Origin of the sequence: Sphingomonas sp. CROZ-RG-20F-R02-07, from assembly GCF_022662335.1 — a bacterium.
Taxonomy (GTDB): Bacteria; Pseudomonadota; Alphaproteobacteria; order Sphingomonadales; family Sphingomonadaceae; genus Sphingomonas.
The window spans coordinates 1-8,058 of the sequence record NZ_JAKNQJ010000032.1; the positions used below are offsets into that span (position 1 = coordinate 1).

Here is an 8,058-nt window from a genome sequence, read left to right on the forward strand (position 1 = left end):
CATGCCCTGATGTAAGACTGTGCAGCTTCCGTCTCGATCCAGCGCCAGAAGGGCGGCCCTTGGCCGAACCAGCCCAGCTCGAACATGTCGATAATGGTTTGAGCATTGGGTGACGATGGTTGAACGGGTGTTGTGCGGGCGCTGGCCATGGTCAGGTTCCTAACGCCGGAGCGCTTGACAGGTGCGCTCTCCAGGCGTCGTTCCAGTCGTTGTGCTGTTCGGGCACGCGGCTGACCAGCTCGCGGCCGTTCATGGTGAGATGGACACGCGCCTTCTCTAGCAGCCGATCGGCAGCTCGGCCACGATCGCCGTAGACGATCACGCGGCGCACCTTCTCGGGAATGGCGACGAACGCCAGGCGTTCGACCCCGCCCAGAGCCCAGGTGGGGGTGCCGAACCATTCCATCGAGGACAGTGCGTCCTCGATACCTTCGGCAAGTCCCAGCTCGTCCGTGGCGGGCGCGAGGCGGATCGCCGCCGTGCCGAGCAGACCAAGCGACACCTTGGGTTTGGAGAGCGGTTTGTGCAGCACGTTCTCAGGGTCGAGGAACGTGCGTTGCACCGCGACGAGGCCCATGTCGTTTTCGACGGCGGCGATCATGGCGGGCATGATGCGCTTGCTCGGCCCGGAGCCGAAGATCGTAGCGGCGTTGAAGCGCAGCGTCCTGGAGAAGGGGGCGGAGAGGCCGCGTGAGAGGAGGTAGTCCTCGGCGAGCGTGCCGGCGATCGGCTGACTGGCATTCCAAAGGCGGAGCGCCAGTGCGCCCATGTCGCGCTTGGGCTTGGCTTCAGGCATCGACACCGGTCTCGTGTCGTGGAGCCTCCTGCGCTGGAGCGCCTTCAGCACTTCGATCGTGGTGCAACCGGCGAAGCAGTGGAACAGGATCGCCGTGTCACCTAGGCGGACCGACAGGCTTGGCGAGCCGTCGTCATGGGCTGGGCAGCGGCATTCGCCGCGTGTCCCGCGCCAGGTCCCGCCGAGTTTCTCGACGATATCCTTGGCGCGGATCTCAGCGTCGAGCGGGAGACGTGCCATGGCGATCGTCCTGTGGGTTTGATAGATTTCGGTCATGGGTGCCTCCGTAAAACTTGAACCGAAGAGCAACCGGCATCCTCCCCTCTGAAGCGGCCTTGGCCGCCCGCTTCCGCATATTCGCGGAGGGTATGTTTTCTAGCGGTAGTGACCGGAGAAGAGGTCGCCGAGCGCCCGCCTGCGGAAGGCGTTCCACCAGCGGCGCCGGCGATGCTCGGGCGCGTCGTGGATCATGTGGCAGCGCTGGCAGAGTGCTGCGAGATTGCGCCAGCGCGGGCCGCTGAAGGTCGGATCGTGGTTGAGATGGGCGGTTGCCAGATAGACCGGTGTGCGCGTCATCCCGATCGCCTCCAGCGGGACGAAGCCGGGCTGGCGGCGAAGCTGGCGGCCGCGGCCGTCGCGCCAGGCCTGGATTTCGGTATCCCACCAGATGCCATCGGTGCCGAGAAGCAGCGTGACGCGGCGTCCGTGCGGGCGCTGGCAATGTTCGCATCGCCCGCCTGCGCGCGTGAAGCGCACGATCCGGCTGATCTCCGGCCAGTCGATCGGGTAAAGCCAGCGATGTTCCAGGCGGATCGGCATGGTGTAGATTCTGAATCATGCTGCACGAGAACGAAAGCAGAAAATCGTCGTGCAGCCCTGACATGCCCTGTTCCGAGGGATCAATCATGCGCCGCTCCGCGTCGCGCTGACGGACGTGCCGGCGTTGCTTGGTTGCAGAGGCTGGAGCCGCGCGGCGATGTCGGCCGTGGTGAGTTTTCCGGCAGGAAGGCGGATGGTACGGTAGCCGGCCGAGGCGGTCATCGCGTCACGCTGCCGGTCGCGGGGGGCGTCGTGGCTACGATCGTCGAGTTCGACGAGCGCGAGGACTGCGCCAGATGCACGGTCTTCGATCACGAAATCGACGATCTTCTGGGAAAATCTGTTGCGGGTGCGCATCGCCTCGTTGCGACCCAAGCCGGCTTTGGGCTGCAAGAGCGCGCCCATCGAGACCTGCACATAGATGCGGGCGTGAGGCAAAACGCGCTCGATGATGACTCGGGCGACCCGTTCGCGTTTGGTGAGAAGCGCCTTGGCGCGTACTCGTGGCCTGCGCGGGATTGCCATGGCGATCGCGGCCAGGAGCACGGCGATAAGGAGCGCTGCGAGCAGCAATTCGGGGTGCATATAGTACGTCACGGTAGGGTTGGACCTGCTGTGAGGACCGGGAGGGCGCGCGTGGCGCGCGCCCTCCCGGTCAGACGAGGATCGTCACCCGGAAGGGCCGAGACCGCTTGCGGACTCGGTCGGGGCGTAGCGCCGATAGAGCCGTGCCGAAGGCCGCCCTGGCGTTCCATCAATTATCCTCGGTTTCGGCCTTGGTCAGGACCGAGAAGCTGTCCGCGATCAGCTCCGTCCGGTAGGATGTGTCATTCGCTTCACCGTGCTGGCTCTCACGCACGCGGCCGGTGATATGAACCAGGTCGCCTTTGGCGGCATTACCGACCTGAGAGGCGACGTTTGAGAAACACACGACGCTGTTCCAGTGCGTATCGGTCTTCCATTCGTCACCGTCGCGACGGTTATAATTGGCGGCCACGCTGACGTATTTCACCTTCTCGCGCGATGTGATCTTGCCGATCCGGCCAATGATGCGGAACTCCGCGATATTCTGGGGCATCATACTCTCCTTGGCTAGGGTGAAATCCTGAATGTGCGCAGTCGACGTGCTCTAGTCCGGTGCCTGTTCATCGTGCCTGAAGTGATATTTCGCGATGTTCTCAGGCGTCGCGTAGAGCTGATACGCCCGCGTCCAGTCGTGGCTGATCTCGTGCTGGGCGGTCCGGAGCGGCACCTGATGCGTGCAGACCAGACGCCACAGAACGTAGGCGAGTACGTTTTTGTCGCCGGCGTTGGCTTGGCCGCCCCGCGGTTGCAGCCAGAGATCGCGGGCGTCGAGCGGCGCGCCGCCAATCGAGATCGGGATCAGATGGTCCAGCTCATAGGCGGCCATCGCCTCGCCGGGATGCTGCGCGTCCATCATGTGTCGTTTGAGCGGGCCGGTGATGGAATAGGCCGGCCGCGCCGCGTGGGCGTAGCCCGGGCGGCAGATCGTATCGTCGATGTTGTCTTGGCCGACGGCGGGGTCGATCGCGCCCGGGGTTTCGGGCGGCGGAAGGCGTGCTGCGCGGTTAGCGACAAGCAAGGGAAAGTGGATCACCCGGGAGATGCCAGCGACGGCATCACACAAGGAACCGTCGTTAGCCGCAGTACAACCAAGGACATTGGAGCGATCGGCGCCGCGGTCAAAGGAGGGGCGGTGCCAGAGAACAACCGCAGCGATAATCGCGGCGCCGCCTGCGATCGCGCGCGCTCTCACCAGAGAATTGCCCTTCGGCGCGGCTCAAGGCACCGCACAGTTACGGGCGCTAGCGGATCGTCCAGAGTTTGAGAGCGGACCGACATATCGTCATTATTGCTATATCGGACAAAAACGACAGCGCTTTTTACAGCGTGGCGCTTGTCGACCGGGGTACAGGGTGCCCCACTGACGATCGTCAGACCGGAAAAACCTCTTCAACAAGCGCAACGACGGCTATTTGAACGCAACAGAAAACGCATGCTCTCTTCGGGAGCACCGCGACGCGTAGCGGCGCGTCCAGGGCGGCTTCGGGTGCAACGTTGCCCATTTGGCGGTTCGCGTCCGCACAGCGCCTCGACGCCGTTAGGCGTTAGAGCGTTGTCCGACTAGGCCAACTCCATTTTCGCCTAGAACAGATGAATCTACGAGCGGTTGACCATTTTTTTGAGACTCTTGGTTCTCGAGGGAGGTTGCGAGGCGGAGCATGATGCGGCGCAAGCCGGCATCGTCGAAATCTTCGGCCGCGACCTGCCGCGGCGACCGCCAGAGCCGCATGGCGGCGATGGCCTCGACCCGATCGGCCTCGCCCTGAACGACGTCATCGGGGAGCGGCACGGGGCGCATCCGGCGCGGCAGGAACCTGACGAGGGCGTTGGGAAAGCGCATCCGGTAGACGTTCGATGTTTGCTCGTTCTTGGCCTTCGGCCGCTCGGGCGTCGGCTCGATCGGGACACACCTGCGCTGTTTATCCAGCAAGCCGACTGCGGCGAGGTTCCTGAGCGCACGGTGGACCGTGGCGCGCGAGCGCCCGCTTTTCTCCTCGATCCACGCCCAGGTCGGAAAGACCTTGCCAGCGCAGGTCCGGGCCAGTTCGAGCAGCACCTTGAGGATTTTCAGCACCCCTGGGGTCAGCAGCATGATGCGTCGCTCATCAAGGGTGAGGGCGCGCCCTTCCGCCTTGGCGCTTCGCCGGATTGCGTTCTTCTGGTCTTCGAGCTCGGCCGCGCGTGCGTAGATCCGATCGGTCTCGCCTTTGGGGTAGCTGTAGAAGAAATCCTCCTCGAACGTGCCGGCGAGCCGGCTGTTGGGATGGACCTTGGCACCTGTGGGATTGGGCGCGCCTGAGCGCGAGCGCGTCTGAGTTGTCGTGATGCGCTCGAGCGCCATGAAGCTCGCACGTGCGATTGATACGGCTTGCATCTTCCATCCCCTTTTTGGGGCTGGGACCGGGGCAAAGAGATCCCGTGGCGCAAAGCGCGCATCCTTGAACCAAAGCTCGAAAGTCGCTATGTGAGGGTCGTTGGATTGACCCGTGGAAGCCCTGCAAGGCTCTCACATTTAGACTTTGGGGATGCCCGGCCTTTGCGCCGGGCTTTCCTTTATGTGGTCACAGCCCGCACCCTGTCTCGCCAGTCGCGTCGTGCAACCAGTCCAAGTTTGATTGTGGCGAAAGCGACGGCGTCGCGAAACAGCTAGAGTTCGTGCTTTCGCCGACCGAGGTACGAATAAGTTCGTGCTTTCGCCGACCGTTGCACGCGCAGTTCGTGCTTTTGGCGACCGGGATTCGTGCTTTCGCCGACCCAAGTTCGTGCTTTTACCGACCGATCAGAATCGATTCGGGAGTCGATTCGCAGCAGGTATGAAAACGTGGTTACGCGGCCGCGAGCAGTGCGCGTGGGGTAATCTTGACGCGAGCAGCTCCGGCGTTGCGTCGCGTGCGGCTGTTGGCCGGTAATACGGGAGCGTCCGCTAGGTCGAACGCATAGCCAGGAATGGCATCTTCGTCGGCAATCCGTTTCAACTCGAAGCGGAAATGCTTGAGGGAGCTCTGGTAGCCGAGCTGAAGGCGAAGTTCATCGAGGTCGACATCGATCGGACCCGTGACACAAGCTGAACGTGCTACTTCATACAGGCGTCGCTCGATCGGTCCGAGCTGAAAATAGCTGGGCGCGTAGTCGAGGACGCGGCGATCGCGAAGGATCGCCCGGTAAAGCCAGTCGCAAAGACGTACTTTGACGGCCTTCAGCCGCTTAACGCCGGTTTTCGTCTTCGAGTAATGAAGCTGCGCTTCGGACAACCAGGAGAAAAAACCGGCCTGGCCTTCGCCGCCCGCTTCTATGTTCGTCTTGATCTGCGTGCCCTGTAGGCGTTCCAGGGCGTCCGAGAGCCGCGAATAGGATCGGGCGGAGCCGCTGATACCTGTGATGCGGAACAGGTCGTGTGCTGTGAAGTAGAACTCCTGCGACACGTCCACGCCGGCGTCGAGCTTCGCCACCATCAGGCTGGCGATGTAGAGCAGCACTTCCTTGTCGTAGATCGTCGCGACGCCTTTGGAGGTGGCGACGATCTCGATCGACACGGTTTCATTCCGATAGGCGAGCGGCTTCGTCCACTTGCCCTTGCTGAGGGCGAAGAACGGGAATGCCATGAGCGACTGCTCGCCTCGGACCTCGGTCAGGAGGGGGCTGTCGAGCGCGAACAGGTCGCCTTGTGGTCTTGCTAGGCTCATGCCCCGCTCCCTGACACCGGGCAATCGGTCGGCGAAAGCACGAAGATTGGGTGTTGGGAACAATGATAGGCCTGAGCGGGGCGGTAATCGAGTGCGAAAGTTCGTGCTTTCGCCGACCGTTTCCAAAGTGGCGGCTCCGGCTTCGTGCTTTCGGCGACCGTTCGGCCGGCGCGCGGATACCCAGCGTGGTTAGCGCCTCCTTGGATATCGAGGCTCCGTCCATTAAGGTAGCGAAGGATGGACACGGATTCGTGGCCGTGATCGCGCCGGCACGAGACCTTTGAATGACGACAAGACTCCATCTGGAGGAGATTATCCAGCCGGCCGCGCTTGCCTTCGGAGCGCGCGTCAAGGCGCGACGCAAGGCGCTCGGGCTTACCCAGACCGACATCTACAAGCGCACGGAGATCGGGATCGGCTATTTGTCATCGATCGAGCGGGGCCGCGCGAACCCGACGCTGGACATGATGTTGAAGCTCTCGGCCGCGTTGGGGATGGAGATCTGGGATCTGTTGCGTCCTTCTGACGAGCAGGCCGAGGGTAAGGGCAATGAAACGCCCTGAGCGCCGTCAGTTCATCTCGTCGAAGGTGTTCGGGAAGATGTTCACGATGTTGGTTTCGCCGGAATCGCGGATGAAGGTCTTCGGGTCGATATAGCTGTCGGCGAAACAGGGGTGGATCGCACGGTCGAAACATTCACGCAGCCATTTCACTGTTGCAAGAATGGCCGGAGATGGTTTCGCCTTGGCGCGATATACAAGACGGATTTCCCGCCGTATTGCCAGATTCGGAGGAACCGGTTTCACGGCACTTGTGATCTCGCTTACGAATGTAGGCAGGGCACCGATGCCGACCCCCTTCGCGACCGACCAAAGCTGGGATAGCGAAGAGTTGGTTCGCATCGCGATGAAGCCCTGGGGACGATCCGTGCCGATCAGGAAGTCCAGCAGCTCTGACCGGACGCCGGGACTGACGTGCTCGACGATCTTGTGGGTTTTGAGAGAGTCCATCGTCGATGGACTGCCGTGGCGCCCGATATAGCTCTTGCTCGCATAGACAGCGAAATGAACGGTCGCCAGTTTCGAGGTGATGAGATCCGGCTCGGCGGGCTGTTCGAACGTCAACCAGACATCGGCTTCATGGGTTCGGTCACGAGCGAGGTTGTAGTCGAAATCCAGGCCTATGATCATTTTGGGGAGGGCCGCCTGGAGCCGCGACATCCTGGGCGTCAGCCATAGTGTTCCGATACCCTCCGTACAGGCTATGGTGAGCTGCCCCGGCTTCACGAGAACATCCTTCGTGCTGTCGGCAAGATCCCATTCTGCGGCGTCGCTCATCGCCTGGCCAATCCGAAGAAGCTTCTCGCCGTTTTCGGTCAGAACGATCCCGTTGACGCTACGCCGTGCCAAATCGAGGCCAAGCCTTGTCTCGACGCGCTCGATCCTTCGTCGGATCGTGTTGACCACAACTCCCTGATCCGAAGCGACCTTGCGCATACTCCCGAGCCGATGGATGGCTCGGAACAGCCTCACGTCGTCCCATTGGAGGTCGGCGAACTCGGCATGTTGGTCAGTGTTCACCCCTGGAACACGTGGTTCAACTTTTGTGATCCTGCCGGCCGGCCGCTTTCGCAATACCACTCTCCCGCAACGACGCCGTGCGCACGACCCTGCGAGGGATATCAAATGTTTCAGGATGTTGCCAATCCGACAAGCTCCGAACCGACCTCTTTCTGGGACGGATGCTTCAACGAGCGAATGGATACGCTGATCGCCCGGAATCACAGCCGGCAGGTCCCGCTACAGCGCCTCTCTCGCAACAACATTACGAAGATGATCGATGACGTGCGCGGGATGCTCCCCTTGGCTGACCCGGTCGATGTCGCCCGGATGATCGAGAAGAACCCTGATATTGTCCGGTCCGTCACCGTGCCCGGGCGAAGTGGGACCGCAGGCATCTTCGCCTACCTCCCGCTCAATCCCTATGGCGCGTGGGCGCTGATGACCGGCCGATATGACGGCAGCAAGCCCGACCCGGCCTGGATCTGCTCGGCGGGCGAGAAGCCGTCGGCGATCGCGATCTGGCTGATCGTCGCGCCTGGGCTGCTGATCCGCATGTTCGAGCCAATCGCGAGGCTCTTCCGCGAGCTCTGCCCGGATGGTTGTGCCATATTCT

9 protein-coding genes and 1 pseudogene are annotated in these 8,058 nt (G+C 62.3%); 2 read left to right on the forward strand and 8 right to left on the reverse strand.

The window, feature by feature from the left end; translation table 11 throughout:
- Positions 1–151: 151 nt before the first annotated feature.
- The 7 genes from L8H00_RS18295 to L8H00_RS18325 form a co-directional block, all read right to left on the reverse strand.
- The gene (locus tag L8H00_RS18295; RefSeq protein ID WP_242098744.1) at positions 152–1,072 is read right to left on the reverse strand and encodes a toprim domain-containing protein; all 921 of its coding nucleotides are present in this window, start codon (positions 1,070–1,072) and stop codon (positions 152–154) included.
- A gap of 99 nt (positions 1,073–1,171) precedes the next feature.
- Positions 1,172–1,615 carry a hypothetical protein gene (locus L8H00_RS18300; protein ID WP_242098746.1) on the reverse strand — a complete coding sequence of 148 codons (444 nt, stop codon included), beginning with the start codon at positions 1,613–1,615 and terminating at the stop codon, positions 1,172–1,174.
- 84 nt (positions 1,616–1,699) lie between these two features.
- Positions 1,700–2,200 (reverse strand): DUF2726 domain-containing protein, encoded by a 501-nt coding sequence (locus tag L8H00_RS18305; RefSeq protein WP_242098748.1) that lies wholly within the window; start codon positions 2,198–2,200, stop codon positions 1,700–1,702.
- Between the two features lie 169 nt (positions 2,201–2,369).
- Positions 2,370–2,693 (reverse strand): single-stranded DNA-binding protein, encoded by a 324-nt coding sequence (locus L8H00_RS18310; protein ID WP_242098750.1) that lies wholly within the window; start codon positions 2,691–2,693, stop codon positions 2,370–2,372.
- Between the two features lie 51 nt (positions 2,694–2,744).
- Positions 2,745–3,263, reverse strand: coding sequence for a hypothetical protein (locus L8H00_RS18315; RefSeq protein WP_242098753.1), 519 nt, complete (start codon positions 3,261–3,263; stop codon positions 2,745–2,747).
- A gap of 474 nt (positions 3,264–3,737) precedes the next feature.
- Positions 3,738–4,574, reverse strand: coding sequence for an RNA replicase (locus tag L8H00_RS18320; protein ID WP_242098756.1), 837 nt, complete (start codon positions 4,572–4,574; stop codon positions 3,738–3,740).
- 451 nt (positions 4,575–5,025) lie between these two features.
- On the reverse strand, positions 5,026–5,883 hold the full coding sequence (locus L8H00_RS18325) for a replication initiator protein A (RefSeq protein ID WP_242098758.1): 858 nt from the start codon (positions 5,881–5,883) through the stop codon (positions 5,026–5,028).
- A 284-nt stretch (positions 5,884–6,167) separates the two neighbouring features.
- Between L8H00_RS18325 and L8H00_RS18330 the strand changes: the two genes are divergently transcribed.
- Positions 6,168–6,446 carry a helix-turn-helix transcriptional regulator gene (locus L8H00_RS18330; protein ID WP_242098759.1) on the forward strand — a complete coding sequence of 93 codons (279 nt, stop codon included), beginning with the start codon at positions 6,168–6,170 and terminating at the stop codon, positions 6,444–6,446.
- Positions 6,447–6,452: 6 nt separating this feature from the next.
- Here the strand turns inward: L8H00_RS18330 and L8H00_RS18335 are convergent, their stop codons facing one another.
- A complete protein-coding gene (locus L8H00_RS18335; RefSeq protein ID WP_347340755.1) occupies positions 6,453–7,523 on the reverse strand; it encodes a LysR family transcriptional regulator in 1,071 nt (356 codons plus the stop codon).
- Positions 7,524–7,568: 45 nt separating this feature from the next.
- Here L8H00_RS18335 and L8H00_RS18340 point away from each other — a divergent pair.
- A pseudogene (locus L8H00_RS18340) lies at positions 7,569–8,058 on the forward strand (GNAT family N-acetyltransferase); the annotation flags it as partial.